This is a genomic window from Pararhizobium qamdonense, assembly GCF_029277445.1.
Lineage (GTDB): Bacteria > Pseudomonadota > Alphaproteobacteria > Rhizobiales > Rhizobiaceae > Pararhizobium > Pararhizobium qamdonense.
Genome location: NZ_CP119566.1, coordinates 915,879 through 942,210 on the forward strand (window position 1 = coordinate 915,879; position 26,332 = coordinate 942,210).

Consider the following 26,332-nt stretch of genomic DNA (forward strand, 5'->3'; position numbering starts at 1 on the left):
GCTCAGGCCGTCTCGGCCTGTCCCAATGTCTTTGAAATCAGATCGAGGACCGCTTCGGCATCGATGCCGATGCAGATGTTCTGGCTGGGTAGGTCGTCCCAGTCGTTCGGCGGGAAGATGTGATCGTCGGCCTTCTGGATGGTCTGGCCGTCGGCAATGCCGCCGCAGACAACGCGGATCGCGCCGCTGCGCAGCGTGAACAGTTCCGGAGCCACGACATAGACGCACGCGCAGCTGTCGTGCACGACCATGCCATCATCAACATGCTGTTCGTAGAAATCGATGTAGAACTGCGAAATATCCGACAACAGCTTTGCCCGCTTGCCGCCGGCCGCAACGATGGCCTCCAGCCTGGCACGGGTCATGACGGTTTTTTCGGTCACGTCCAGGCCCACGACGACGACTGGCCAAGGGGCCGTCATCACCACGTTGGCTGCTTCCGGATCGCCGTGGATGTTGGCCTCGGCAGCGGGGGTGACATTGCCGCGCATATCGAAGGCGCCGCCCATGATGACAACGTCCTTGACCAGAACCGCGATGTCTGGATCGTCGCTGAGCGCTAGCGCCAGATTGGTCATGCGGCCAACGGCGACGATCGTCACTTCGCCCGGATTTGCGCGGACCGTGTCGATGATGAAGCGATGGGCCGGACGCGGATCGCATTCCAGATCGACCGTTTCGGGAACGCCTATATTGCCGAGGCCGTCATCGCCATGAATGAAGGCCGGCCAATCGACATGGAGCCGCAACGGATCGAACGTTTCGCCCCGTCCCCTGGCGACGGGCGCTGCAATATCCCATTGCTGCTTCAGATAAAGCGCGTTGCGCGTCGTTGTTTCGATCGAGGCATTGCCGAAAACGGATGTGATGCCGATCAGGTCAATATCCGGATGGTTGTGCAGAAACAGCAGGGCCATCGCATCATCGACGCCGGGGTCCGTATCAAAAATTACCTTATGCATGATGTCTTCTTTTCGTTGATGGGTAGTCTACCAATATGCCGCCACTTTTAGCGGGGTGCCGCCCAAGAGCAACTGATTTTGCAACTCCAAATCGGGCAAAGTCTCAAATCAGGGCAAATCTGCCGGTTCCCAGTCACAAACGGCGTGGCCGCTTAAACTTTCCGAAACGTGGTGCGGTTAGGGTGGGCGCTCAATCAAAAATCAGGTTGTGCCTTTTGCCCGTTGAGATGCGCGGTGGTGGCCAGGAGTTGAGGCTGATGACGGAGCAGCAGACGTGAAGGCAGTCTTCAAGACGATACGTCTCCCCCGCAAGGTGATGTTCCTCATTGCCGGCGTTCTTGTGTTGTCGGGTGCGTCCGGCGCCTTTGCCGTCTATTCCGGCAAGGAAACCTTTTTTGGCATGGCCGGGCCGGCAAAACCCTCGCTTTCAGGCCTTGCCTGCACCACGATCGAAACCTTGAAGATGCGCCGCAACGGCCAGCGCTGGATCCGCAAATATGTGAGCACGGACGCGGCTGCCGGGATTGATCGTGTCCGCACCGCCTTGCGCATCACCGGCCTGCTTGCCAAGCAGGAACAGGCCGATCTCTACCAGGTCGTCGTGCTGGACACGGCTGGGCCCCTGGACCGGGCTGACCGCCGTGGTGCGGCTATCGGTGCCCAAGTCTTGTTTGCGCCCGACCCCTCCAAATTGCCGGGAATGAGCACGCCGTTCGTTGCCCGCTACAGCGATGCCAAGGCCAATGGCGCCGGTCTCTTCTATGGCCAGGACGTCCTCCTCTCGACGGATGACATCAAGACGACGCTGACGGCGATGGACGACAAGTCGGATTGTTTCGACCCGGTTGCCGCTGCGGCTGCCGCAGAACCGGGTGCTGCCGGATCAAAGAGCGGTGGACATGGTGAGGCAACGGCTCCCGCCGGTCACGGGGAAAACGCTGATAGTGGCGAGGCGGCCCCCGCGCATGGCGAGCCTGCAGACAATGGCGAGGAAGCAGTGGCACCGGGACATGAGCCCGCAGCTGCAACGGAGCATAGCGCGGCACAGCCGGAGGAAAAGGGTTTCTTCGGGTCCATGCTGGCCATGGTTCTAGGCGATGGCGGTGAAAAGCCGTCGAGCGTTGTCTCCGAGCCGAATGCAGAAAACCCCGCCGGTACCTCCACGGAGGAACCAGCGGGACACTGACGGGATTTGCCGTTCAGCTTTAATCAGACGATGGCGTTGCCAGCGATCACGGCGAGAACGACGAAGATCAGGAAGATGATAACGGCGATGGCAAACAGCACGCGCGCGATCGTCGCTGTGGCGGCCGAAACGCCGGAAAAGCCGAGAAAGCCCGTGATCAGCGATATGACCAGGAAAATAAGCGCCCATTTCAGCATGGAGGGGTCCTTTCAAATTCTGCCGGTATAGACGCGCAGAACGCTGAAAAGTTCCATGAGCTTATGAGATGGCGCCATCCTGTTTCCAAGATGGCGCGGTCTTCGTTCGTCTCAGTCCGCCTTGTTGCGGCGGGCCGGGAAGAGGATGATGTCGCGGATCGACGGGGCGTTGGTGAGCAGCATGATCAGGCGATCGACGCCGATGCCGAGGCCACCGGCGGGTGGCATGCCCTGGTCGATCGCATCGAGGAATTCGTCGTCCAGCTGCTTGTCCTTTTCGCCACGGGCATGTGCCTGTTCCAGCTGCTCGACCATGCGCTTGCGCTGCTCTTCCGGATCGTTGAGTTCCGAAAATGCGTTGCCCAGTTCCCAGGCGTTGCAATAGGTCTCGAAACGCTCGACCAGGCGCGGTTCGCCCGGCACTTCCTTGGCAAAGGGCGAGATGTCCTTTGGAAAATGCGTCACATGCGACGGCTGGATCAGCGTGCCTTCGACCTTTTCTTCAAAGATGAAGGCCAGGCATTCGCCCCAGGTCCAATCCTTTTCGACAGCAAAGCCGGCGGCCCTGGCGGCCGTGCGGGCTTCTTCGTCTGTCGTCATGGCGATGAAGTCGAGGCCCGTCGCTTCCTTGACGGCGTCGGGCATGGGGACGCGCTTGAACGGCCCCTTGAAGGAGATTTCCTTGTCGCCGAACAGGAATTCGGTGGTGCCGTGGATCGACAGTGCGAGCTTTGTGAAAAGCCGCTCGACGAGGTCCATGATGTCCTCGTAATCGGCATAGGCCCAATAGCATTCCATCATGGTGAATTCAGGATTGTGCCTTGTGGAGACGCCTTCGTTGCGGAAGTTGCGGTTGATCTCGAACACCTTGTCGGTGAGGCCCGAAACCAGCGTGCGCTTCAAGAACAGTTCCGGCGCAATGCGCAGGTACATGTCGAGCTTCAGCGTGTTGTGATGCGTCTTGAAGGGCTCGGCGGTGGCGCCGCCATAGACGGAATGCAGCATCGGCGTCTCGACTTCCATGAAGCCGTCGTCTTCCATGAAGCGGCGGATACCCGAGACGATCTTCGAGCGCTGCTGGAAGCGCAGCTTGGATTCCTCGTTGGTCATGATGTCGAGATGGCGCTTGCGGTAGCGCTGTTCGATATCGGACAGGCCATGCCACTTTTCCGGCATCGGCAGCAGCGACTTGGTCAGCATGGTGATCTCTTGCGCATTGATCGAGAGTTCGCCGCGCTTGGTGCGGCGGACAACGCCGGTCACGCCAATGATATCGCCGATATCGATCAGCGGCAGCAGCGCGCGGGCGTCTTCCGGTGTGGTATCCTTGTGGGAGAAGATCTGGATCTTGCCGCCGGCGTCATGAATGTCCATGAACATGCCGGAATTGCGCGAGGAATAGACCCGGCCAGCCACGGTGACGACATCGTCCGTGACCACATCCGCTTCCAGGCTCTCGTATTTGCTGGCCAGTTCCGCATTGGTGATGGTGCGGTGGAAATGCGCCGGATAGACGTCGCCGATCTTTTCGCGCAGCATTTTCAGCTTCTGGGCGCGCACTTCGGTGACGTCGGAGGAGAGGGCGGTTTCGGTCTTGTCGGTCATGGGGCTCGCCTTCGATAGGGGCTGTATTCTTATAGGGTCTGCACTTTGGGGCTTCGTCCTCTTCGCCCCAGTGGGGAGAAGGTGGCCCGCAGGGCCGGATGAGGGGGAGCCGCTTGCTTCGCAGTCTACCGCCCCCTCATCGCGCTGGCTTTCGCTCGGCACTTCTCCCCGCTGGGGAGAAGAGGAGTTCGACGTTATTTTCCGCTGCCAGCCATCGAGGCCGCAACCTGGCCTGCGACCTTCAAGCGCTGGCGCACGACCGAGCGGCCGAGGATGGCCATGGAATCGAACAGCGGCAACGAGCGGGTCGAGCCCGAGACGGCGACGAACAGCGGTGCGACGATGACCTTGAGCTTTTTGCCCATGCGATCAGCAATGGCCCGCAGTTCGGCTTCGATAGCCTCGACATTCCATTCGAGGATCTTTTCCAGGTCCGGCTGGACCGTGTTGAAGATTTCCACCAGTTCTTCCGGGCTCGATTTGACCTTGGCGAAGGAGGAGGCGTCAAGGGCAAGATCGGACTTGAACAGGAAGCCTGCGAGATCCGGCAGTTCGCCAAGCTTGGAAATGCGCGACTGGGAGAACTTGAGGCCCTGCTTGATGCGGTCGTTTTCCATGGCCCAGGCGAGCACGCGGGCGGCGAATTCGTCTTCGCTTAATCCTTCGCGCAGCCAGCGGCCATTCAGCCAGTCGAGCTTCTGGATATCGAAGATCGCGCCGGCCTTGGAGAGGTTGGCCGGGTCGAATTTCTCCGCCAGCTGTTCCATGGTCAGCATTTCCTCGCCTTCGGCGATCTGCACGAAGAACAGGCCAAGGAAGTTCATCAGCGCTTCCGGCAGGTAACCGAGAGCGGTGTAGTACGAGATCGAGGTCGGGTTCTTGCGCTTGGACAGCTTCGACTTGTCGGCATTGCGCATCAGCGACAGATGCATGAAGACCGGCGGTTCGAGGCCAAGATACTGATAGATCAGGATGTGTTTCGGCACCGAGGACAGCCATTCCTCGCCGCGCGCAACATGGGTGATCTTCATCAGATGGTCATCGACGACATTGGCCATATGATAGGTCGGCATGCCGTCGGCCTTGAGCAGGACCTGCATATCGACCGCATCCCACGGGATATCGACTTCGCCATAGACGCCATCGACAAACTTGCAGGAGCCTTCCGCCGGGATTTTCATGCGCACGACATGGGGTTCGCCGCTGGCGACGCGGGCCGTGACTTCTTCCGCCGCGATGTGCAGGCAGAGACCGTCATATTTCGGCGGCTTGCCGGCGGCGCGCTGGGCCTCGCGCATTTCGGTCAGACGCTCGGGCGTGCAGAAACAGCGGAAACCGTGGCCGGCTTCGACGATCTTTTCGACATAGGGCTTGTAGAGGTCCTTGCGGTCGCTCTGGCGGTAGGGGCCGTAGGGGCCGCCGATATCGGGGCCTTCCGACCATGTCAGGCCGCACCATTTCAGCGCGTCCAAAACCTTGGTCTCGAATTCCGGGGTCGAGCGCGTCGCGTCGGTGTCTTCGATGCGCAGGATGAACTCGCCACCCATTTTCTGCGCGAAGAGATAGTTGAACAACGCGATATAGGCGGTGCCGACATGGGGTTCGCCGGTGGGAGAAGGTGCGATGCGCACCCGGACTGGTCTGTCTGTCATGATCCTGGCCCGTGCTTTACGTGCTTTCGGCCTTCCGCCGGAGAAAGAGACGTCCGGCTGGAAAGGCGCATGCTTTTAAGGGAAGGAAGTGCCCGATCGATGCCTGAAACGGCGGAAAATACCGGAAATTCCATATGGCTGGCGTGAGACCATATTCAAAAGGGCGCGTCAAGGAAAACTGCGTTTGCGCAACGTCGCGACCGTCACGCTCTCGTCTGCAACGCAGGGCACGACAGTGACCTGGGCGATGAATGGACCGAGCCCACTCATTGCCAAGATCATGGCTCCGTTCTTCGATAAGGACACGATGATCGGCGGCGATTTTGCGCAAGGGCTAGTGAATCCTAAGGCGATTGCCGAAAAATAGGCGGGAAATGGGGAACCATTGATGACCTAGCCCGTTTCTTTCATGAGGAATGCGGGGCTGTGTCAACCGGACCCGAGGGAGATGGAGAACGCGGAGATTTTTCCGGTTTCTCTTCGCGGCCAACGAAGCGGCAGTCGAGCTTCTTTACCCCTTCGGCCCTGCATCCTCAAATTTTTCCATCAAAAATGCCCCGGAACATCAGTTCCGGGGCATTTTTGTTTGCCTGTTGCGAGAGCAAAAAGGGAGCGCATCCCAGCCGGACGCGCTCCCTTCAATGGTGGATAGACCGGGCAAAGACTAGTGCTTTGCGGCCTTGTCCTTCTGCCGCTTGCGGCGCGACAGCATGTTGAGCACTTCAACCAGTGCCGAGAAGGCCATGGCGGCGTAGACGTAACCCTTCGGAACATGGAAGCCCATGCCTTCGGCGATCAGCGTCGTGCCGATCATCAGCAGGAAGCCCAGTGCCAACATGACGATGGTCGGGTTCTTTTCGATGAAGCGGGCGAGCGGGCCTGCTGCCACCAGCATGACAGTCACGGCGAAAATGACCGAAACAATCATGATCGGCAGGTGCGGGGTCATGCCGACAGCGGTGATGATGCTGTCGATGGAGAAGACGAGGTCGAGGACCAGGATCTGGCCGATGGCCGCCGCGAAGGTGGTGGTACCGGCCTTGGCCAGCACGTCCTCTTCGTGATCGATGGGATCGACGGTGTGGTGGATTTCCTTGGTCGCCTTCCAGACGAGGAACAGGCCACCGGCAATCAGGATCATGTCCTTCCAGGAATAGCCATGTCCGAAGAGTTCGAACACAGGTTCGGTCAGCTGGACAATCCAGGCGACGGTTCCCAGCAGGGCAAGACGCATGATCAGCGCCAGGCCGATGCCGATGCGGCGGGCCTTCTCGCGGCTTTCCGGGGGGAGTTTGTTGGTCAGGATCGAAATGAAGATGAGGTTGTCGATGCCAAGCACGACTTCCATCACGATCAGGGTGATCAGGGCAATCCAGGCAGTCGGATCTTGCATCAGGAGCAAAATATCCTGCATCAGGGGCGGTTCCTTCCTCGCTATCAAGGTGCATATGCGTGAACCCGCGCCGCCGGGTGGCAACGCGGGTAAAATTGATCATTCTTATGTAAGCGGAAATACCGGCAAGGCAAGCGCCGCAGGGTGCGCAAAGAGGCCGCGATACCGTTAACTCGGCACCTCAAGCCAATATTGTGTCCGTCTGGAGGTGACCAGACCAGCGCAGCCGCCCGCCGTCAGGCCGTTGCAGCGTGCCGTGTTGCGTAGGCGGCCATGAAGACCCGCACGGCGCCGCCGATGACCCGGTCGATTTCTTCCGGTGGCGGAGCGGTTTCCATGGTGCCGAATAGGCGCAGCTTGAAAAAGCCGCCGCTGGAAAGATCGAGGAACTGGCCGGCCGCCAGATCGAGATCATCGATCGTCAGGCTGCCGATATCGACCTGGTGCGCCAGGAACTCCTGGAGGACCGAGCGCAGGTTTTCCGGTCCCTTGAAAAAGCGCTTGCACAGATCCGGCATGCGATCGCGCACACCGAGAACCGTGCGCATCGCGGTGATGACTTTCTCGTCGGTCATGTGCGAAACGAAACTGACGCCGAACTTGTAAAGGCCGGTTGCGGCATCCTCGTGTGCGGCCAGAACCGTGCGGACCGCTGCCAGGAAAATGGCCCGTTCCTTTTCGATCATGGCCGAAAACAGGTCTTCCTTGTTCTGGAAGTAGACGTAGATCGTGCCCTTGGAAACGCCCGCTTCACGGGTAATGTCGTTCATGCTGGCGGCGTCGAAGCCCACGCTCATGAACACACGTTTCGCGCCCTCGATGATCTGCTCGCGCTTGGCCGGATCTTCGCCGGCGGCGCGGCGGCCGGAGAGGGAAAATGCTTCGCCGGGACAGTCTAAAGTATCGGTCGTGTCTGCCAATTGCTCGCTACCTTCGGACATTTTTGTCTCATTGTTAACTTTTCGAACCGAACGGTTCGATTTGACTTGATATGTGAGCGTTTTCGCATTAAGTCAAATCGAACTGAACGGTTCGGTTCGAATTTCTCATATCACGGCTGGTAGTGCAATATGTCAGTTTCAAACAAATCCGGTGCCGCCCATGTCCGCCCCGTCGGCGACGACTTCAAGGTGCCTGCTGAGCAGATCGAGGCTCCCGAAGCCAAGACCGTGACGGAGCCTGCCGCCGAAGAGCAGGCAGCCCCGCAGGTTGCCGCTGCCGCCGAGACGCCCGCGCCCAAGCGCCGCAAGCTTGTGTTTCCCATTATCGCAATCGCTGCTCTGGCCGCTGGCGGCTGGTACGGTTACGACTGGTGGACCAATGGCCGCTTCATGATCTCGACAGATGACGCCTATATCGAAGGCGATATCGCGTCGATCTCGCCGAAAGTGTCCGGCTATATCGAGAAGGTCAATGTGGTTGCCAACCAGCACGTCAAGGCCGGTGATCCGCTGATCACGCTCGACAAGGAAGATTACCGCATTGCCGCCGATCAGGCGCAGGCGCAGATCGATACCGAAAAGCTTTCGCTGCAGCGTTTCGACGCGCAGATCGCCGGTGCCAAGGCCAGCGTCCAGCAGGCAGAAGCGCAGAAAACTGCCCTCGAGGCGACCGTCCGGGGTGCCGAAACCACGCTGAAGCGTGCCAGCGACCTCCAGTCGAAGGCCGTCGGCACGGTCGCCTCGCTCGACGATGCCACGGTTGCGCTCGATCAGGCCAAGGCAAACCTCATTGGCGGCGATGCGCAGATCGCCACTGCGAACGCCAATATCGCCGTGTTGGTTGCCCAGCGCGCCGAAGCCGAAAGCACGATCCGCTCGCTTGAGCTTTCCCGTGACAAGGCGCAGCGCGATTTAGGCTTTACGGTGCTCAAGGCGCCTTATGACGGGGTAATCGGCAATCTGGCCATTCAGGATGGCGATCTTGTCTCCGCCGGTCAGCGTTTGGCAGCCCTTGTGCCGACCGACCAGCTCTATATCGACGCCAATTTCAAGGAAACGCAGATCGCCCATATGGTGCCGGGCTCGAAGGTCAATATCCATGTGGATGCCTTCGACGAGGCGCCGATCGTCGGCACCGTGCAGTCGATCTCGCCGGCTTCCGGTTCGGTGTTCTCGCTGCTGCCGGCTGAAAATGCCACGGGCAACTTCACCAAGGTGATCCAGCGCGTTCCTGTCCGCATTGTCTTCCCGAAGGACGTGCTGGAGAGCGGACGGTTGCGGGCAGGCTTGAGCGTCGTCGTCGATGTCGATACCCGCACCGCGCCGGAGCAGAATACCGCTGCGGTCAAGTGATCCGTGCGCCGCGCCGCTTCCGGCGCGGCTTTGCCGGTTGAGAATGGTTCCGGGACGAGAGTGCGGGACCCGTGATGCATCAGTTTTTATGACCACGATGGCAGCCCAGTTCGCTTGAACGCGGTGACGCCAGGAGCAATGCCGATGGCTGCCACTGCAACAGCGGGTACGATGCCGCTTCCTGCCGCAAACGCGGAAGAGAAGATGGATCCGAAACGGCTGATCGCCTTTTTCGCGATGGTCTTCGGCATGTTCATGTCGATCCTCGACATCCAGATCGTCTCGGCCTCGCTGGCCGAAATCCAGGCGGGCTTGTCTGCAGGGTCCGATGAGGTCGCCTGGGTGCAGACCGCCTATCTGATCGCTGAAGTCATCATGATCCCGCTTTCCGGTACGCTGGCCCGCATCGTTTCCACGCGTGTGCTGTTTTCGGTGTCGGCTGCAGGCTTTACGATTGCCAGCGCGCTTGCGGCGACAGCCACCAATATCGACCAGATGATCGTCTACCGGGTGCTGCAGGGCTTTATCGGCGGCGGCATGATCCCGTCGGTATTCGCCGCCGCCTTCACGATCTTTCCGCCGTCCAAGCGCAGCATCGTGTCGCCGATCATCGGCCTTGTCGCAACGCTCGCCCCGACCATTGGCCCGACCGTCGGCGGCTATCTCAGCCATGCCTTTTCCTGGCACTGGCTGTTCCTCGTCAATATCATCCCCGGCATCATCGTCACCATCGTCACCTGGAATTTCATCGATTTCGACAAGCCGGAGCTCAGCCTGTTCAAGAAATTCGACTGGTGGGGCCTGCTGTCGATGGCGGTTTTTCTTGGGGCGCTGGAATATGTGCTCGAAGAGGGTAACAAGAACGACTGGTTCAGTGACGAATACATCTTCATCGGTGCGATCGCATCGGCGATCGGTGCGATGGTGTTCTTCTACCGGGCGTTCAAGGTGGATTTCCCGATCGTCGATCTCAGGGCCTTTTCCAATCGAAACTTTGCGTTCGGCTCGTTGTTCTCCTTCGTCATGGGGATTGGGCTCTATGGCCTCACCTATATCTACCCGCTCTATCTCGGCCGGATCCGTGGCTACGATTCGCTGATGATCGGCGAGACGATGTTCGTCTCGGGGCTCGCGATGTTCTGCACTGCGCCGATTGCCGGCAGGCTCTCCACCAAGGTCGATCCGCGCTTGATGATGGCGATCGGTTTTGCCAGCTTTGCGTCCGGCACCTGGCTGATGAGCTCGCTGACGGCGGATTGGGATTTCTACGAGCTGCTTTTGCCGCAGATATTGCGCGGTTTCGGATTGATGATGTGCATGGTGCCGATCAACAATGTCGCGCTCGGCACCTTGTCCCCCGCCCGTATCCGCGGCGCGTCCGGCCTGTTCAACCTGACGCGTAATCTCGGCGGCGCCGTTGGACTAGCGGCGATCAACACCATTTTGACACAGCGCCAGGAGGAGCATTACGCCCGCCTGCAGGAACATGTGCAATGGGGCAATCCCGAAGCCATGGACCAGTTGAACAACATGATCGCCAAGTACAATTCGCATGGGCTTGATGGTGCGACCATTGCCATCCAGAAACTGTCGGGGATCGTCACCCAGCAGGCGATGGTCATGTCGTTCATCGATGTGTTCCTGATCCTGACCGGCCTGTTCGGCACCCTGGTCTTCTGCGCCTTCCTGATCAAGAAGCCGCAACCGGTCCCAACGGGCGCCGGCGGCGGGCACTAGGCCGTCAAAGACGCTGCATATCCCATCTGTACGTCTTGGCTCTGATCAGCCAGAATGCCCTGAAGACAAATTTCAGGACATTTCTGTATGGCTGGTCATCCGTTTCCTCTGCTTCCAAGGCGGTCTTTTCTTGCCAATCTGCTGAGCCTTGGCGTCGTGTCATCGATTGCTCCGCCGTATGCGGCAGCGGCTGCAACCAAAGCGTGGCCAGCGATCGATGCAACATTTCTCTTCACGGCCGATGTCCACACATGCCTCATCTCCGGCGGCGTGCTTAGCCCGAACTGCGCGCAGGAAGGCAAGACCGACGCCAATCTTTTGCGGCATGTGGCGGCTTTGAACCGGATTGCGGAATTCGAGTGGCCAGCGCAGATTAACGGCGTGGCAACGGGGCTTGGCGGAGCGGGCAAAAAAATAGCAACGCCACTCGGCCTCGTCATCGGCGGCGACATGACCGATGATGGCGGCGGGCAGGTCAAGGTTCCCGGCGAAGGCCATCAGTTGCTGCAATTTTCCAGCCGCTATCAGGAAGGTGCCGGACCGGACCGGGTGCATTTCCCTGTTTACAACGGCCTTGGAAACCACGACCTCGACCAGGACGGCGTTCCACCGCATCTCGACTGGTATCGCCGCGAGTTGCGCGACTATGTCGAGCTCAATCATCGCCAGACGGTGTTCTACAAGCCACCGGCTGCGGTCGCCAATTACGATATCGAATCCGATAACTATTCCTGGGACTGGGGCGGTTTGCATCTGGTGCAGCTGCAGCGTTTCGGTGGCGATACCAACAAGGGTGCGATCAGCGGCCTGGACTGGCTCAAACAGGACCTTGCCAATTCGGCGGCCGACGGCAGGCCGGTGGTGCTGTTCCAGCATTATGGCTGGGACCCTTTCTCGCTGGAGAAATGGGATCCGGCCAAGATGACCTTCGATGACGAGGGTTCGGGTCACGCCCATTGGTGGGGCGAGGACGAGCGCGCGGCCTTGCTCGGCGCGATCAAAGGCTACAACGTGGTTGGCCTGTTTCACGGGCATGAGCATGACACGCCGATGATCTACAATCAGCAGGGTCTCGACCTTTTCAAGCCGACCGCCACTTTCAAAGGCGGCTTTGCGGCCGTTCATATCACCAACGGCTATATGGACGTGGTCCTTGCCGAGGCTGAGGGAACGGAGGGAAACGTGAATTTCCTCAAGGCTTTCAGCAAGCGGTTGTCCTGATCCGGACCGGCTTCGAGATGTAGAAATTCAACTGTGATGTCATTGCCGAATCAATGAAATCAATGAGTTAGCGCTAGGAAATCATTCCAAAAAGCCTGAAAATTCGACCTGAAATGTCCCAGTTTTTAAGTAATTGAAATCGTTACATTTTAACGTCGCAAGTTAAAGGTTGATCAGAACGAGAGCGGAATTTTCTCCGGCTGCCAGCTCAAGCCCAAAACGGCCGTCCCGGCGCTTCCTCCGATGCATCGTTGCGCCGGTTCAGCGTCTGGTCGTCTTCACGGAGATCACCGGCGAACTGGTCTGTCTGCGCGAAGCATTTGAATTCTACCCAAGCGCCACCGAGGAGTATGGGGTTTGTGGCGAGCTCCGACGCTGGAGAAGCTCCTCGCGACATGGCCCGCCAAGACTTTGTCCACGGTCCGGCCGGAGTGGTGGTTTCCAACGATCGAGGAGTTACGTCCCGCTCGTCGGGCCGCAAGTGTTCGCGAGTCCTCGAAGTCCTGATTTCACCGCCAGCAATTACGAGGTACGCCGGCGTTAACGTTAGCAGAGTACCTTTCAGGAAAATCAACTGGCGGATGAAGCAAGGAGCAGGCATGTCAGTCGGAACATATTCGATCGAATTCCAACACAAAGTTATAAATGTGAAGGCGCCCTTTGACACGGTCTTCGAAGCGTTTATGTCCGAATTCCCGCTGATCGATCCACATATGCTGTCACTGCTTCACTCTCCTCAGCCGGCGTTCGCGGCGAGAAGTCTGGGGCAGGGCAAAACCCTTCGCACCTTTTCCATGATTGACTACACGCCCGCTCTGGCTGCGCAGGGATCGGCAGACAGAGGATTCGAAATCCACATCGGTGATCCTCTCGCAAAACTTGATATCTTGCGTCGGTCAATAATCGCCGCCCACCTTATTCCTAAACGCATAATCGTGTGCCCGTCGGGACAGCGAACCGCACTTCGTTACACATCGGACTACGAGCGACTGAATTATGATCTGGCTACCACCGGGGGCGATATGGAGGCGCTGCACCAGTTCGGTGAGTTTGAGGATGCACTACTTGCTGAACTGCGCCGGGTAACGTCAGGTCTCGGCTAGTCAGGCGCTGGATTTGCAGTCGTTGCCAACTATTCAATTGGTCCTGACAGAGGTGGCTGATCGTCTGTGCCGATGAGGCTCTTCATCTTGCCAAGGCGGCCGGACGTACGGGAAGCGGGCGACACATAAGCAGAGGCACTTGCAAAAAAGGGGTAGGCGCCGATCTCATGCGGGGAAGTCAGACTGCTTCTTGTTCCTCGAGGGGAACCGCCAGAATCCCGAGGCCAGTGCGAGCCGCTCGATGAAGCGCTGATCGCCCCTTTTCCCCGGCTGCCATCAACGCGGTTCCGTTTGACGGCGATCCGCCCGAGGTTCCGTCAGGCCTCATAAACTTTATCTTTGGAGTGAACAACACGACATCGGCGCTCGACCACGCGGCTCTAAACCAGGGCGCGCTCGTCCGATCTGGTGTCAGTGCGATCCCGTTCCCGTGGGCGAAGAACTTGTCAAGCCAGGGAGTGAGGCCGTTGCGTCCGCCGAAGGGCGGGTTCATCCAGACGAATCCATTCCATTCCGTCTGCAGACTGTCATACGAGATGAATTGGTCCGCCGGGACGGCTGTCCGGTAATCCTGCGGAGACGCGACGTCCAGGTCAAACCTGCAGCCGAGGGCTTCGAATATATATGCGGGCGTGTACCACTCGTCGGACTTGCCGACGCTGTCCCAATAGGCCATCTGGAATCTAGTCTCATGTTGTATGAGACTATTATCCGCTCAAAAAGGAGGGCGTGGTTTTCGCCGACGAAATAATTCTTGGTGTTCAACCGAAAAAATCGGCGCATCGCTGCCCCCCGCAAAGCGCCGTGCAGGCTCGTCCTTAAATGAATCAGGCCGCGTTTAGGCTCTCGTAACGCTCCTTCCGATACAAAATCCTCATGTGGTCCAAGGGAGCAGAAATTGGAAATCATCGCCATCGGAGACGTCCACGGCCGGGCCGACCTGCTCGAGAAGCAGCTGGATTTTGCCGCGCGGAAAATTGAGAGCTATCGAGTTCTTTTCCTCGGCGACATCATAGACCGCGGACCGGACTCGCACGAAGCGATGGCATTGGTCGCACAGGAGCTCAGGCGCGAAGCCTCGTCGGTACTGATCCAGGGCAATCACGAAGACCTTATGCTCCGCTTCATCGACCGCGGCCGGGAATTCTCCATGAACTGGCGCTATAACGGCGGCGACGCATGCGTGGATTCATACGTGCCTATGGGTTCGGCAATATGGGGAGAGCCTGACGACCAGGGCCCCGGATGGTTCCGAGACGAGTTGCGTTCGGTTTTCACCGACGGTTTTCCCGAACATGTCGAGCTCCTGAGGTCTGCCAAGCCCTACGTGGAGACGGAGCGGTATTTCTTCACCCATGCCGGAATCGATCCCGCGTTGCCGCTCGACAAGCAGGACCCCTACAAACTGAGGTGGGACGGCAAAACGCTTGCAGCCTACTACGGTCCGCTACCCAAGATCATCGTTCATGGTCATATGATCACTGACGGTTTTCTTCCCGAGGTCCATTCGAACCGTATCAACGTCGACACCGGAGCGTATGCAAGCGATCGGTTGACGGCGTTGCGCATTCGTCCATGCGGGACAGCCTCGTTCCTGATGTCCGAGGGTCGCCCCGGTCGGCTCTCGTACTCCGTAACGGAAAGTCAGCCGCTCGCGGCATTTGGTTCCATGCCGGAGGAAGCCTGAGCCGCAAGTCGGCAGACTTTCAGCCGCGGGTCTTTAAGCCGCGATCTCGTTTCTTCCGACGTAGACCTCCCACTCCGTACTCCTGAGGTCGAGCGACCGGAGGGCGGACTGTGCCGCGGTGACGATACCCGAGACATCCTGGACCGCCAGACTGATTGCCGAAACGCGTTCGAAAGCGTGTTTCGCCGCCTGAACGGATGCCCTATCCTGCCAATTGACCGCTTCCCGGGCCTGCAGATGCTCGGCCTCTGCCTCCGCCAGCGCTCCTCTAAGCGCGAGCAGAGTGAACCCGGCGTTTGCCGCCAGCTCGTTCATCGACGCCTCCGTTTTTCTGAAAAGAGCTCTCGTTTCCATAGTCTCTCCTGTTGATGTCACTCATGGTGGTCGAGAATGCAACACGGCGTCAAGATGCCTTGGCCGCGACGGCGAAGTCTGGACCGGGCAAGCCTATAGGTGCGGGGGCCATGTCCGGCAACAATTTCTCGACCTCCGTTCGCTCCATGTAGAACGCTCCGTACTTCGCCGGAGGAAAGGCGGGCCTGATGCCCTCCGCCTTGATCCGGGAATGGACGGTGCCGCGATCCAAGCCAGTCGATCGAACTAGCTGGGCGATGGTCACGTAGCGTTCCCTAAAAGCGTCGATTTCGCTCCGGTCAATCATGCGGCGGGCGAAACGCTGAGGTCGATTCTGCTCCTCGCTAAACTCGAAAACGCCGAGCGCTAAGAGCCTCGTCAAAGAAGCCGCGCGAATGTCCAACAGGCGGCACGCTTCTCCGGCGGAGACTAGACCGGACGAGTCCGCCGAGCGGGTGAACTCGTCGCTGTCCACGACGAGGTCGTCCAGAATACCGCAGCCTGTTTCCAGGCATGCGACGGTCTCCAATCTTCCTTCGAAAATCTGGGTGATAACCGTGGCCTGGGGCATAGAGTGTTTGCGGGCGATCTGGCGGACTGACAACAGCCGTTTGTCCGCAGAGCCTTTGGCACGATCGAAAAGGCCCCGCCGAAACGCTTCGATTTCTTCTGCGGAGAACAGTTTAGTCTGCCTTTTGGCTGATTTCTTGGAGACGGCGGCATCGTCCAGATCGAGCCGTTTGATCAGGCCGCCGGTGACCAGTTGAAAGAAAATTTCAGTCGGGCATCCGAGGATCGCGGCCGCCTTTTTCCCGGACAAGCGAACCCCGCGAAAACGGCCGAATAACCCCGCAGCAGCGCCCTCGACGACCCCATGCGTTCCCACATGGACATCCGCATCCGCGAGACGATGCAGAACCGCGGCTTTCGAGATACCCAGACCCCGGGCGATCGTGCCCACGGTCGTCCATTTTTCTGCCTGATCGGCCACGAGAAGTCGCGGGGCGGTTTTTGCGGGGAGGTTTTTCTCGGCATGCTCCCTGATCCAGGACCTGACGATATCGTATTCGCTTCCCGACCTGTGTTGGAAAATCAACGTGTATAACTTGCCGTAGGCCGGGTATACTCCGCGTGCCGGGATCGCGCCATCGTATGAGAGGTTGTCCAGAGCCGCATCGAACGCCGGCGTGCCTTGGCGTAGGCAGTGGAATCCGGTCCGGGCCGCGTCGGCCTGTTGTTGCGGCGAAAGCTTCGTGATCAGCTGATGCTTTCCGTGATCGAGGGCGACGCCAAGCATGCGACTGATGTCGATGGCGACATTGAGTGCAATGCCGTCGAGCAGGTCCCCGTGTTCCCTGATGCCGTTGAGCCTGTCGTGGGCAAAGGTTTCGAGTTCCGTCGGCGTCCGTCGCCGGGCCGACGCCGACTTTTCCCGGATTTCTCCGGCGCGCAATTCGAGGAGCTCGCAGAAATCCACGTAGCGGCTTCCCTTTTCTTTTTGTGGTTCGAGCGCGACAAACGAGCGCGAGTGCACGGCACAGGTTTCGATGGCCCGCAGGAGCCAGACGCCACGCAGGTAGCGTCTCGTGTGCGGCATCCGGGTTCGGTCGTCCTCGTCCTGTTCGAAGCAGTCGGGGCAGAACCTGACCCGATGCTTGGCGACCGCGCGCTTGCCGAACGTCTCTCCTAGAATCGTGACGCGGTGTCCCTCGCCGAACATGACACCATGACGGGACAACGTAGAAGCGGATTGCCCGCAGAGTTCGGACAACTTGGCCATCTCACCCGGATCGCCTCTTGTAGCAAGGTGGTAGTTCAGCCCGAGGTCGCTGCAGAACTTGAAGGCGACGTTACCGTTGGCCCGAGCCAGTCTCGACAGGTAGCTGGAGAGGATTTCGTCATCGAAAAGGGGAACTCGCAACAATCCGTTCAAGGCTTCATTTCCATCAGGGTCTCGGGCCGGGGAGGAGCACCAGGGGGCTTTGCTGCGGTAACAGGCCGTCCTGGCCGCCAGCGTGGGGTGTCGAAGCATGACGACCGGGTGGCGCGCCGGAGGAGCTCCGGGTTCGCCGTCGAACCGAAGGCGCTTTCAAGTGCTATGGCATCCGCGGGGCTGTCCGAGGTTCTTCCTTCCGTCTCCGGCTCCGCGCGGACAGCCTGCGAGAACTCCGCCGGGTCCACCATAAGGCCAGCAAGGGCGGAATGGCCGGGAACCCGGCTCAACGTCGCCAGCCGCCTGTCGAGGACCAAGGCGATCGCCCGCGCGGGTTCGCATCCAGTCTTCCTGATAGCTGTCCGCAGCGACACGAGGCCGTCGTGTTTCGCGTGCGGGTGGGTCGCCAGGCGATCGCGCAGCTGCTGGATTTCCGCGCCGGAGTAGCGATCCATGGGAGAGCGGGAAGTCGGACGATCGGCGTGGCGGACGATCGGCTTGACCATTCCCGCACACACCACGCTCTGCATCTCCCTGTGCGAGAAGCCGAGGCTCGAACGCGCAACGCAGTACGTCACGGCGTTCGTCAACACGGCGGTCGCGTCTCGGGCGACGGTCGGGCTCACCTCGGTACCATGCGGTCGCGTCCTGCTCGGCCGAATGTGACCTTGCTGTCGTAAATAGCCGCTGACGAGTTCTGCGGAGAGGCCGCAAGCCTGTGCGATCGCCGCGATGGTCACCCAGCGCTCGCCAGTGCTGCCGCCGAATACAGGGGTACCCGATAGTTTGGGGACCACCGCGACCGAGTGTTCCCTTACGATCCGCTTGACGGGCTCGTAACTGGTCGGTCGGCGAGCGAGCAGCTCGTACAGCGTCCCGTAGAGCGCCGGGCCACGCGCGCGTCGCCTGTCGGCGCCGCGCGCCAGCTGGTCGAGCGCCCTTTCGACAGCGCTCCTTCCCTCCCGAAGCACGCGGAAACCTTCATCGGCGGCGACCTTCAGCGTTTCATCGTCGTCGGTCTTGGGGCTAAACCGCGTGCCCTGGCTAATTGCCATTCCGAAAAGCTCGCACAGGTCGATACACTCGGCGAGGGGGAACGCCGCGAGAAGGCCATCGTCCGCGCTGGCGCCCCCAAGGCGGTCGAGCACGAACCGTTCGAAGTCGCCGACATCGCATACAGCCCCCGGAGGAGCAGCGGCGACCTCCGTCCGATCGACCAGCGCGCAGAAATCGTTCTGGTCCGGATTTTGGCGGGAGAACGCGAACGGCACCAGCAAGCGCTCGTGACGTCCGCAGGTCCGGAGGCTCCTCAACGCCCACTGAAATCTCGCGTAACGACGCGTGCCCGGCATCCGTCGTTCGTCCAGTTCGTCTTCCGCGAGACAGAGCGGACAGAACCTGAGCGGGCGCGACGAAATAGCCCGGCCCGGGAAGTTCGTTCCCCGGAAAACCCGCTCTCGCAACGCCGTCGTGCGGACGTGATGCAGTAGCAGCTCCTCATAGGGGCGATCAACCAAGGCGGCTAACATCTCGACGTCAGAACTATCACCGCGGACCATCCCGTCGAAATCGATACCGAAGTCCGCGCAGAAACCGCGCATCCTCATTCTGCCGTTGGCCCGCGCCGTGCGCGACACGAAACTCGTCAGCAGCTCCTCTTCCATAAGCGGCACGCGCATCAACCCGCTCATGCGCCGACGGCCCTCGAAAGGGTGTAACCGGGCGTCAGTCTGCCACGCGGTGTGACCTGTCTTTCGATGAGGTGCCAGTTCTCGGCCGTGAAGACGTTGGAGTCTCTCCCGCAGTTCGATAGGCGTTTATACCCTTTGACGAAGTGGTCCAGTTTCAGCTCCCCGGCCGCGTTGTCATCCCAGAGAGCGACTTCGATCGACATCTTGACGAGTTGCACGGCCATGCCGAAACGCCACAGCCCGCCGTGCATCAATCGCCGGAGAAAGTCGTCGGTTGTCGGAAAAGCCAGCTCCATACGGCATGGACCGACCATGGCCTCGACGATGGCGCGCATGTTTTCGATATCGCCCTCCGCGTTTTCGAGATTGTCGATCTCGATCGGGCGGACGCGGCGCTCCATCTGAAACCACTCGTCCCGCTCTACGAACTGCATGACGTCCGGCACGCCCGCGACGATCAACCAGACTGGCCATTCCGGATCCTGCATCAGCAGCTTGACCGTGTTCGTGAGGTGAGCCCCGCCCTTCGCCTTGGGACCCTTCAGCACGTGCTGGAATTCGTCGAGGAAGATGACCTTGTGCATTTTCAGGCGCAGTCGCTTCCTGATGATATTCCAGATGTCGTCTTCGCTGGGCGTTCGTTCGAGCGGATAGCCGGTCGCTTTGAGGATGGCTGTGCCGAGGGCCTTGGCCGTGCACGATGACGGCGTCTGGACCCTCAGGCAAAACTGGACCTCGTTGCCGTAGCCGTCGTCCATCGGCGCAAATTGCTTCATGGCGTCGAGGCGACGATTGACAAGCGTGCTTTTGCCCGCGCCCGAAGGACCCAATACGGCTACCGCGTAGCCTTCCTTCGCGGTCGGGTCGAGGATCCGCGCGACGACGAGCTCGAGCTCCATGTCGAGCTGTTCGTCGCTGTCGGTGGAGACGTAGACCTCGTCGAGAGCTTTCAGGACATCGGCACGGTCCTTGATGTTGGCGGGAGTTTGGCTTCGAAACAGTTCGATCGCCTCGGCGTTGCGTCCTGAGAAGTCCATCATTCCGTCTCCCCGAGCTTGCCTTCGATGCGAATGGTTTTCTTGCGCTTGACCTCGGGCGCAGACACGGGCGCGACGACTCCGCGTCCGTCTTCCTTTGCCAGGTCAGCGGCGCTCGGCCCTGCGACACGGGTTGGATTTGCGGGCCGCTGCGGCCTGGAACGCCCGTCGCCGTCCATCGAAACGGAACCGGGCGTCTTGCCGCGTTGCTCGGGTGTCAGAAAACCAGCCTGGCTGTAGACTTTCCCGCTTACGCCGGGGTTGAACGGATCGGCAGCTGTCTCCAGCAACACCACCGTCCGCTCTTTGGCTGTTTTGCGTTTTCCTTTTTTGCGCGCGGTCGCGATCGCCGCCTCGACCTCGACGTCGAGACCGTCTTCTTCATCGTCATCCTCATGGTCGATACCGTCGTCGTAGCGGCCGAAATCGTAGGGCTGCGGCTGGTTGTACCCGAAAATCGCGCCGAGAGTGCTGTCTGCCATTGCGATTTTGGCTTCGAGATCGACGTGGAGCGCCACTCCGGGCCGCTTTTTGCTTGCTGCGATGATCTCGCGGACCGCGGCCAGCGATTTTCGTACAATCTCCTGCGAGTGCTCGGTCCCGGCTCCGAAACGAGCCACGACGTAGCGCCTGGTTTCCGCCCACTCCTCCAGTGTCACCCCCTTCAATCCGTCGAATACCGAAGGGACCTCGATCCATTTGTTCAGACGTCTGTGTTTTACCGCGATGACAGAGATGTCCTGGTCGTTCATCCGGACAGTGAGTTTCGCACGGAACCACTTTTTGCGGATTTCGAGAAGCTCGCGGCTCACGTAGTGGTTGCCAAGGATGTCGATCCCGTTGTTGGTGATCGAACGGCGCAACGTCGTGCCGAAGATCTCGCGATATCTGGTGTCCGACGGCGGAGGCAAAACGGCGCCCTCGGCGAGCTGTGTTCCCCTGTACCATGCCTCCAGCGGGGTCATGCCAAGAGCCCGGTGCTTGGTGTTGTGATAGCAGTCGACGATGAGACGTACGATCAAGTCGGCGAATTCGCCGTCGGTGAGGTGCGCGTGCTTCTCCGAGTCGTACTCGTCCTTCTTGAGGATGCTGGAAAAAGTTTGACCGGAAAACAGGTGAATATACCGCTGATTGATGGTCCTGAAAAACCGTTCCATGCGCGCGCGGAGGTGGGGATGCTTGGAGGGAGGGATCCGGTGCTGACCGGTGAGCATCATGACGGCGATTTCGAATTTGCTCGAGGTATACCCGGTACCCGCGTCGGTATGGATCGCACCCGGCGTGCCGCCTTGTGGCCATGGACTACGCGCTCCCGCAAGCGCGGCTACGCGGTCCTTCTGCTGAGCCACCATCGCGAGCGTCGCGACAGCGGAGCTACCGTCAGGGCTGCCGGTCAGGATTTTCAGGCCGCAGAGCGATCGGGTGAAGGCGTCGAGTGCGGCTGAGAGCCATACCCTTCCCATTTTCTCGATCCGCACCTGGACCTCTCTGGGGAAAAGATCCCAGATTCCGTTTTTCGTGAACATCACCATCAGGTCGACCTCGTGCTCGTCCATCTCGACGATCTCGAGGGGACGTTTTACTTGGAGACCTTTCTGCGCGAACCCGTATTTCCTCTCGATCCGGTGCTTGTTCTGCGACCGTCCGACCTCGTTCAGAAAGTCGTTGCCTTCGCGAACCAGCCTCTGAAAGGTCGTCAGCGACGGAACCCGCATGCCGCCACCATTGGCTTTCCGCCTGTCGTTCTCGAGGATCATCTCGTTCCAGCAGAAATTGACGGGTGGCTGGTCTTCCGTACGCGTCATGTCGGCGTACTCGAGCTGGAAGGCGAGTTCTTCCCGTGTGAACGAGCTGCCCCAAGAGCTGTTCCCGCCATGGCGGCTTTCGAGCGATACCGGATCGAGTTCGCACTCCTCGAACCGCTCCAGCACCCGGCAGAATTGCCGCGGGCTGATGAAGAGCTTGCCCTTCCCCGTTTCCGCGATACTCCGGCGCACTTCCTCGAGAAGCGCCTCGTTCTCCGCGTGGAAGACCGCGAAGAACCGTTTGATGTCCTCTTCCGATCGGTGGTAGCGCTCCGACGGCCCGTCGATGCCCTCTTCCTGCGCGATGAACTCGGACGCCATACGCGCACGGAAAATCGCCAGCGGAGACATCTCGAAGCTTTTTGCGTTTCGAGCGCGCATGATGGCGTTGCGTTCGGAATAGTGCCCGACGTCGATCTCCATGGTGCCACGCCGGAGGAGCTGCGAGATTTCCTTCCAGTCGTAGGCTTTCGTCTTGGCCTTGCCGCGGTCGTTGGCGGGGCGGAGCACGACGCCCTGGTCGTATTCCTTGGCGTACTTGAGTTCGTGCCCGTGGATGATCACGAGATCGTCGGGTCCGATCTTGTACTTGGTAAAGGCTTGGGAGGCTTCGAGCGGGGATTTCGGCGCAGGTTTAGTCTTAGGCATGGGTCGGTTTCTCCGGTGTGTAGATCCAGGAATGGCGTTTGAGGAACGTCTTCTTGGCCTTGGGGTGGCCGTGGAAAACTTGGCGGCGGTCGATCAGCGTCCAGAGCGCGTTCCAGGCGCTGGCCAACGGGATTTCGTCTACCTGCGTCAGCACGTCGAACACGCGTGCGTGTCCTCCGGCGGCGTGCAGAGCGTTCAGAACCAGTGTGTTGTTTCCCTCGTTGCAGACCTGGCGCGCTGCCATGATCTGTGCCGCGCGGTAAACGGCAGGTTTAGAAATCTCCTTTTCTGTCAGCAAGTTCGCGCAATGCGCGTGTTGATGCAGAACTTGGTTACGGATTAGTTCGAGTTCGAGTTCGACCTCGGCGGATCGCTCGATGTGGCGTACGGCGAAGAGCGCGATGTATCCGCTGTGGTATTCGACGCGGAGGTCGAAATACGTCCAGTGCCAACGCCCTTCGCGCATAAAGTGGACACGGCCGTACTGCGCCTGGATGTTCTTCACGTTTGGCTGTGACATGAGGATGAGCATCGCGCCCCACTCAAGGCCGCTTTCGAGGCGCACGTTGGTATCGCTGCCGGGATCGTACTGATGCACCCGGTTCGAGACGATGTTCATCCGCTCTTCGACGGGTTTGAGATCGGGACGGTTTCGCTCGGCGATGTTGCGGTCGGCGTGGCCGGGTTCGGCGTAGACGCTGTCCCATTCGATCTGCGGTTCGTCAGCCAAGGCTTGGTATTTTGCAGTCTCCTGACGAGTTGTCTGCCTCCTTGCCCTCCTTCTTCGCGGGCTTGGCGTAGAACGTGTCGCGCTTGTAAGGCATCGCGATCATATCGATACCGGCGCGACGTTCGTGGATGGTGTCGATGAGGGAATGCTGGTCCATGTCGTTCTCCCCACGCGCGAGCGTGTCTCCGGGCTATCCAGACCCGGTCGATCGAAAGCCTGGCGTTCCGATGGCGGAGCGCCTGCGACTACGCTGGACGGCGTATACGCCGCGCGGCGGGGGAGTTGACGGAGGGGTACTCGCGGGATGTGGCGGTCTCTGCCGCAGGCCCGGTCAGGGGCGCGCGAAGCAAACCGAAACGATATCGTTGCGGTCCTGCGAGCGGCAGGCGACCGGAAAGATCAGCGTTGAAAAGGGAATGCGGGTTCGCTGTTACGACCGCGACGGAGATGTGGAGAGCCCAGCGATGGCAGACGTGAAGAATATCGGCAGTCTGGTGAATAATGTTCATCCCGGAGCCCCTTGACCTCGTACCTAGCGACTGTCTCGCTGGCCGTGGTCCCGCGGGGAACTTTCCGGCTCAGAGAGAAGTGAAACCTATAAGGCGCACTATGAACATCTAGGACCTCCATTGCGGACCGCAGTAGTGCGGCCACACGTCTAACGCTTATCCTTATACAGCCCAGGAATTAACGTGCCGTTAAAATCGGATGATTTCGGTTGACAGGTGGCGGTCATCCTCACCTGTAAAGGCGGGTTCCTGAATTCCTAAAGCGTACCACCAGTAGAAGTCATACGGCAGGTCGGGAAGTCGGCGCGATCGGAGACATGTCGATTTAAGCTATGTTTTACCACGAGTTACAATCAGGTTCGTTAACTAACGACGGTCCCTTTTCTGTTAACCGCTGCCGAATAGGCTCTCCCCAATTCTAGATCGCAAGCGCGGGTGTATTGCATATGTATCGAGTACTGGATCTCTTCAGCGGCGCTGGTGGATTTTCGACGGGGATGTCCATGGCGGGTTTTCACGTCAGTGGCGCTGTTGAGTTCAATCGGGATGCAATGGCCACTTTCAAGGCAAATCACCCGCCTACGGATTTCATGGCGATGAGGGCAGACATCGAACTGTTTCCGATGATCATGTTGAGTTTCACCAAGGGAATTGACGTGGTCGTAGGAGGCCCGCCGTGCCAGCCGTTTTCCGAGGCGGGGCTGCAAAACCCTCTCGACGAAAGAGCGCACTTGTTTAAAGAGTACGTGAAGCTCCTGAACGGTGTCGACAGGCCACACTTCAAACCGCCGTCGGCGTTTATTTTCGAAAACGTCGAAGGCCTGGCGCGCGTGCGAGACGGCGCGGACCTGAAAGCGATCCAGACGGCGCTGGCGGGCTGTGGGTATCATCTAACGACCGAAATACTGGACGCGTCGGATTACGGCGTTCCACAGCGAAGGCGCAGGCTGATCATCGTCGGCTCGAAATTCCCTGGTTTCCGCTTTCCGGAGCCAGTGGCTGCCGAAGAGCGCAGAACCCTGAGAGACGCGATCGGTGACCTCCCGCTGCCAACGGAAAACGGAGAGGTCCAAATCCGCGACGGGATGGTGACCGGACACCAGTCGCCCAATCATTCAAGGGATCTCGTGGATCTCATCGACCAGATTCCATATGGCGGCCGTCTACGTGATTTGAACTTGCCCAATGCGCCAAAGGCATTCGCAGGCTCCTATGCGAGGCTGCGATGGGAGCGCCCCTCGCAGACGATCACGAGCAGTTTCGCCAAGCCAAGCTCCGCACGATGCATCCACCCCGAACAAAACCGGGCCCTGACAATTCGGGAAGCCGCGCGGCTGCAGAGTTTCCCCGACGCGTACCAGTTCCATGGTGGTACCGGATCGATACGGCTTCAGATCGGGAACGCGGTTCCGCCATTGCTGGCGATGCATCTCGGGCAGGCTCTGAGAAACCATCTCGAGGAAAACGGCGTGCCTTTCCAGAATTACCAGCTTCCGGAAAGAGGTCTTATTTCCGAGGAGGACAAACCTTGGTACCTCAAGGAGAAGCAGAATCAGAAATTCAAGGAGATGCTAAGGGAGAAAGCCGGCATGGAGATCTAGGCGGCATCGACGTTATGCCGAAGGCGGGCGATCGGAGCGTAGCCGTGATCGGGATACGAGACGTGAAGGCTGTCATTTCCAATTTGCTGTGACTGTGCTCGGCTAGTACTGTTTTAGGTTTGAAAGGCTGGCAGTCTAATACGTCTGGGTGATGTCCAGCCTTCCGGTTACGGTGCACGGATAAGCGCCGTCCGTGCTGAGGTTTCACGCATGGTTTTCGGCCAGTGAGGTTTAGCCGCCACTCGTGCGGCGCAGCAGTTCCTGATCCTACTGCTGCCCGACACGTTCGCGCATGACGGGGCGGAGGCGTGGGCGTTTGTTAAGTATTGCCGCATGCTTCCGGACGACATTGTTTTGCGACAGGTGTGGGTTTACGAGCCTAAAAATATCTCGGATGGCAGGTGGGACGCAGGAATCCGTTTTCATATCAGGCATGAGAATTCTCGGTTTTGGGCGGGCGAGTATGATACCGGAAAGCGTTGGCACATCCCCATTTGGCATATTCCAGCTGGGGGACGAGTATCTCGAGGCGGCAAGAGTTGCGGCGGCCTTGCCGAGAGCCACGACGTACGGTCCCGCCAGGTTGCTTGCTTATCATGCGTGCGAGCTGTACCTCAAAACCTACCTCAGAGCACGTAGACTGCCTGTCCTGGAGCTGCGAAATTGGGCCACGACCTCGTACGGATGGCGGACGAAGGTGTGCAGCTTGGCTTGCATATCGATCAACGACAAATAAGCCAGATGGAAACAATCGAAAGGCTGGATGACTATGTCAAGGCACGTTACACCGCAGTGTCGATACCGGGGACCCCGGGGATCGGCACCGCGCTCGAGATCGCGACCAGCCTTCGCGAGACCGTTCGGCTCGCGTTGGACTATGATGATTTTGGGATGCCTACAGGGCCGATCTGGCCGGACGGAGAGCGCGCGGACTTGATCGCCGCTCGCGAGCAATGGTCTCGTGAAAGTGTTTCCGCGCGGAAGTGA

At 59.5% G+C, this 26,332-nt stretch carries 23 protein-coding genes; 9 read left to right on the forward strand and 14 right to left on the reverse strand.

Annotated elements, in window-relative coordinates; all coding sequences use genetic code 11:
- Positions 1-2: 2 nt before the first annotated feature.
- Positions 3-962 carry a nucleoside hydrolase gene (locus tag PYR65_RS04340; protein ID WP_276120032.1) on the reverse strand — a complete coding sequence of 320 codons (960 nt, stop codon included), beginning with the start codon at positions 960-962 and terminating at the stop codon, positions 3-5.
- A gap of 274 nt (positions 963-1,236) precedes the next feature.
- On the opposite strand from PYR65_RS04340, the gene PYR65_RS04345 reads away from it, so the two are divergent.
- Positions 1,237-2,148 (forward strand): hypothetical protein, encoded by a 912-nt coding sequence (locus PYR65_RS04345; protein WP_276120033.1) that lies wholly within the window; start codon positions 1,237-1,239, stop codon positions 2,146-2,148.
- A gap of 23 nt (positions 2,149-2,171) precedes the next feature.
- Here PYR65_RS04345 and PYR65_RS04350 read toward each other — a convergent pair whose 3' ends face one another.
- The 3 genes from PYR65_RS04350 to gltX all read right to left on the reverse strand — a co-directional run bounded on the left by PYR65_RS04350 (position 2,172) and on the right by gltX (position 5,602).
- Positions 2,172-2,345: a DUF1328 domain-containing protein gene (locus PYR65_RS04350; protein ID WP_037100293.1), complete on the reverse strand. Its 174-nt coding sequence runs from the start codon at positions 2,343-2,345 to the stop codon at positions 2,172-2,174.
- A 111-nt stretch (positions 2,346-2,456) separates the two neighbouring features.
- Positions 2,457-3,950: a lysine--tRNA ligase gene (lysS, locus tag PYR65_RS04355; RefSeq protein ID WP_276120034.1), complete on the reverse strand. Its 1,494-nt coding sequence runs from the start codon at positions 3,948-3,950 to the stop codon at positions 2,457-2,459.
- Between the two features lie 194 nt (positions 3,951-4,144).
- The gene (gltX, locus tag PYR65_RS04360) at positions 4,145-5,602 is read right to left on the reverse strand and encodes a glutamate--tRNA ligase (RefSeq protein ID WP_276120035.1); all 1,458 of its coding nucleotides are present in this window, start codon (positions 5,600-5,602) and stop codon (positions 4,145-4,147) included.
- A 184-nt stretch (positions 5,603-5,786) separates the two neighbouring features.
- Here gltX and PYR65_RS04365 point away from each other — a divergent pair, with 184 nt between their 5' ends.
- Positions 5,787-5,969, forward strand: a complete 183-nt coding sequence (locus PYR65_RS04365) for an SRPBCC family protein (RefSeq protein WP_276120036.1) — start codon at positions 5,787-5,789, stop codon at positions 5,967-5,969.
- Positions 5,970-6,266: 297 nt separating this feature from the next.
- On the opposite strand, the gene PYR65_RS04370 is transcribed toward PYR65_RS04365, so the two are convergent.
- Positions 6,267-7,016, reverse strand: coding sequence for a TerC family protein (locus PYR65_RS04370; RefSeq protein ID WP_276120037.1), 750 nt, complete (start codon positions 7,014-7,016; stop codon positions 6,267-6,269).
- 215 nt (positions 7,017-7,231) lie between these two features.
- Positions 7,232-7,936, reverse strand: coding sequence for a TetR/AcrR family transcriptional regulator (locus PYR65_RS04375; protein WP_276120038.1), 705 nt, complete (start codon positions 7,934-7,936; stop codon positions 7,232-7,234).
- A 129-nt stretch (positions 7,937-8,065) separates the two neighbouring features.
- Here PYR65_RS04375 and PYR65_RS04380 point away from each other — a divergent pair, with 129 nt between their 5' ends.
- From PYR65_RS04380 to PYR65_RS04395, 4 genes are all read left to right on the forward strand, one after another.
- The gene (locus PYR65_RS04380; protein WP_276120039.1) at positions 8,066-9,289 is read left to right on the forward strand and encodes an HlyD family secretion protein; all 1,224 of its coding nucleotides are present in this window, start codon (positions 8,066-8,068) and stop codon (positions 9,287-9,289) included.
- A 138-nt stretch (positions 9,290-9,427) separates the two neighbouring features.
- Positions 9,428-11,026: a DHA2 family efflux MFS transporter permease subunit gene (locus tag PYR65_RS04385; protein WP_276120040.1), complete on the forward strand. Its 1,599-nt coding sequence runs from the start codon at positions 9,428-9,430 to the stop codon at positions 11,024-11,026.
- 87 nt (positions 11,027-11,113) lie between these two features.
- A complete protein-coding gene (locus PYR65_RS04390; protein ID WP_276120041.1) occupies positions 11,114-12,247 on the forward strand; it encodes a metallophosphoesterase in 1,134 nt (377 codons plus the stop codon).
- 599 nt (positions 12,248-12,846) lie between these two features.
- Entirely contained in the window at positions 12,847-13,350 is a 504-nt protein-coding gene (locus PYR65_RS04395) for a hypothetical protein (RefSeq protein WP_276120042.1), read from the forward strand.
- A gap of 178 nt (positions 13,351-13,528) precedes the next feature.
- Here PYR65_RS04395 and PYR65_RS04400 read toward each other — a convergent pair whose 3' ends face one another.
- On the reverse strand, positions 13,529-14,026 hold the full coding sequence (locus PYR65_RS04400) for a DNA N-6-adenine-methyltransferase (RefSeq protein ID WP_276120043.1): 498 nt from the start codon (positions 14,024-14,026) through the stop codon (positions 13,529-13,531).
- A 222-nt stretch (positions 14,027-14,248) separates the two neighbouring features.
- Between PYR65_RS04400 and PYR65_RS04405 the strand changes: the two genes are divergently transcribed.
- Positions 14,249-15,037, forward strand: a complete 789-nt coding sequence (locus PYR65_RS04405; RefSeq protein WP_276120044.1) for a metallophosphoesterase — start codon at positions 14,249-14,251, stop codon at positions 15,035-15,037.
- Between the two features lie 33 nt (positions 15,038-15,070).
- On the opposite strand, the gene PYR65_RS04410 is transcribed toward PYR65_RS04405, so the two are convergent.
- From PYR65_RS04410 to PYR65_RS04440, 7 genes are read right to left on the reverse strand one after another with little or no spacing between them, the layout of a single operon-like run.
- Positions 15,071-15,391 (reverse strand): hypothetical protein, encoded by a 321-nt coding sequence (locus PYR65_RS04410; protein ID WP_276120045.1) that lies wholly within the window; start codon positions 15,389-15,391, stop codon positions 15,071-15,073.
- A gap of 49 nt (positions 15,392-15,440) precedes the next feature.
- Positions 15,441-17,324 (reverse strand): TniQ family protein, encoded by a 1,884-nt coding sequence (locus PYR65_RS04415; RefSeq protein WP_276120046.1) that lies wholly within the window; start codon positions 17,322-17,324, stop codon positions 15,441-15,443.
- Positions 17,321-19,015 (reverse strand): TniQ family protein, encoded by a 1,695-nt coding sequence (locus tag PYR65_RS04420; protein WP_276120047.1) that lies wholly within the window; start codon positions 19,013-19,015, stop codon positions 17,321-17,323. The genes PYR65_RS04415 and PYR65_RS04420 overlap by 4 nt, the downstream gene beginning before the upstream one ends.
- Positions 19,012-20,055 (reverse strand): TniB family NTP-binding protein, encoded by a 1,044-nt coding sequence (locus PYR65_RS04425; protein ID WP_276120048.1) that lies wholly within the window; start codon positions 20,053-20,055, stop codon positions 19,012-19,014. Before PYR65_RS04425 ends, PYR65_RS04420 begins: the two co-directional genes overlap by 4 nt.
- Complete coding sequence (locus PYR65_RS04430) at positions 20,052-22,505, reverse strand: Mu transposase C-terminal domain-containing protein (RefSeq protein ID WP_276120049.1); 2,454 nt, start codon at positions 22,503-22,505, stop codon at positions 20,052-20,054. Before PYR65_RS04430 ends, PYR65_RS04425 begins: the two co-directional genes overlap by 4 nt.
- On the reverse strand, positions 22,498-23,235 hold the full coding sequence (locus tag PYR65_RS04435; protein WP_276120050.1) for a hypothetical protein: 738 nt from the start codon (positions 23,233-23,235) through the stop codon (positions 22,498-22,500). The genes PYR65_RS04430 and PYR65_RS04435 overlap by 8 nt, the downstream gene beginning before the upstream one ends.
- Complete coding sequence (locus PYR65_RS04440; RefSeq protein WP_276120051.1) at positions 23,228-23,392, reverse strand: hypothetical protein; 165 nt, start codon at positions 23,390-23,392, stop codon at positions 23,228-23,230. Before PYR65_RS04440 ends, PYR65_RS04435 begins: the two co-directional genes overlap by 8 nt.
- An 855-nt stretch (positions 23,393-24,247) precedes the next feature.
- Here PYR65_RS04440 and PYR65_RS04445 point away from each other — a divergent pair.
- Positions 24,248-25,345, forward strand: a complete 1,098-nt coding sequence (locus PYR65_RS04445) for a DNA cytosine methyltransferase (protein ID WP_276120052.1) — start codon at positions 24,248-24,250, stop codon at positions 25,343-25,345.
- Between the two features lie 663 nt (positions 25,346-26,008).
- On the forward strand, positions 26,009-26,332 hold the full coding sequence (locus PYR65_RS04450; protein WP_276120053.1) for a hypothetical protein: 324 nt from the start codon (positions 26,009-26,011) through the stop codon (positions 26,330-26,332).